This window comes from Leptospira soteropolitanensis (assembly GCF_026151655.1).
Taxonomy (GTDB): Bacteria; Spirochaetota; Leptospiria; order Leptospirales; family Leptospiraceae; genus Leptospira_A; species Leptospira_A soteropolitanensis.
Genome location: NZ_JAMQPN010000052.1, coordinates 1 through 1,452, shown reverse-complemented (window position 1 = coordinate 1,452; position 1,452 = coordinate 1). Strand labels below are relative to the sequence as shown.

Here is a 1,452-nt window from a genome sequence, read left to right as displayed (position 1 = left end):
CTAGTTCGTTATACGTAATGACCCAAAATCTTATCTTTTTGTCAGTTTTGACACAGAAAAATAGGATACCAACTCTGCACTTTTGGGACATCTTTGTGCATGGATATTCAAGACATCTTTATCAAAAACATCGAGTTCATTGAATCGGCTAACCTACCTAAACATGTTAAGAAAACTGCTCTCGATATTGCTCAATGCAGAACTAATGCTATGAACGGTCATCTTTACCAATGTCCTGATGAGCATTTCTCTGTCTTTCTTAGAAATTCTTGTAATAACAGATTCTGTCCTAAATGCCAATACAGAAACAAATCTCTATGGAACGAAGCTACAAAAAACTTGGTTATTAATACGGATCATTACCATCTTGTCTTTAAGTTACCTACTTTCTGTTATCCCTTTGTTAATACTTTTTATAAAGATTTTCTGAATCTACTCTTTGAGGCTTCAAAGAAAACTATTTATAAAATTATTAAACTTTCTCTCGATAAAGATGTTATTCCAGGTTTTATCATGGTTTTACACACTCATGGAAAACTAAACCAGTTCCACCCTCATATTCATGTTCTTATTACTGATGGGGGATTCGATAAATCTAATAACAAATGGGTTCTTTCTCAAAATAAACTTTTTGATTTTTTCCAGTTCAATTCTATTTACAAAGTCATTCTAAAGAAAGAACTTCTCTCTTTTTACAAAAAACATCTTTCTTTAGGAAACTCTTTTCTAGACTTAATCAATTCTAATTACAAAATGTTCGCTTTTACTTCAGAAAAAATCTCTGAGCCATACCACGTCATCGACTACTTTACTAAATCAATAAAAGGGTCTAACTTAAATGAACAGGATCTTAATACCGATGACGAGATCGTCTCCATTAATGTAGGGAATCTTTCTTCTGATTTGTCCCAAAAAAACTTCATCAAACGTTACCTTTTACATGTTTTGCCACTAGGAACTAAATCAATTCGCTATTTTGGGATCTATTCTCATAAAGCTAAGAAATGTCTTAATTCTGCAAAACTACATTTCCCTGGATACAGTAACTTGGATGCTATTACAAACATTCATCCAGAAAACTTCGAACATGAGTCCGATTATTTGCCTTACAAGTTTTGTCCTATCTGTAAAAAACATATGATTCTCATTGAGAAAACTTTACCTTTCCAGATGCCTTTATATGTCGGACATACTTTTGGAGACGAACCACCTAATCTGGAATTCTTTAACTCCATCGCGGCTTAAATTTATGACTCATTTTTGGGTATACATTCTCCATTACTCTCCCAAACTGGGTCACTACGTATAACAGCCGCTAACCACTTCGCTTCGGGACTTGCGCCCTCGCTCGGTCTACGACACATAGGCTTCTGGCACTCCTCTTGCTTACGCAAGCCTCGTGCCAGTCCCTAACGTCCCGTCCGGGACTCAGGGCCAGCCTACGTCGGTTAG

Annotated in this window: 1 protein-coding gene; it reads left to right on the top strand. The window is 36.0% G+C overall.

Going from position 1 to position 1,452, the window contains the following annotated elements:
* Nucleotides 1-99 precede the first annotated feature (99 nt).
* Nucleotides 100-1,245 (top strand): IS91 family transposase, encoded by a 1,146-nt coding sequence (locus ND811_RS19210; protein ID WP_265361237.1) that lies wholly within the window; start codon nt 100-102, stop codon nt 1,243-1,245.
* The last annotated feature ends 207 nt before the right edge of the window (nt 1,246-1,452 follow it).

What these genes read in the sequence shown, in the direction of transcription:
- ND811_RS19210 (WP_265361237.1), top strand. Translation starts at nt 100, where the DNA reads ATGGATATTCAAGACATCTTTATCAAAAACATCGAGTTCATTGAATCG.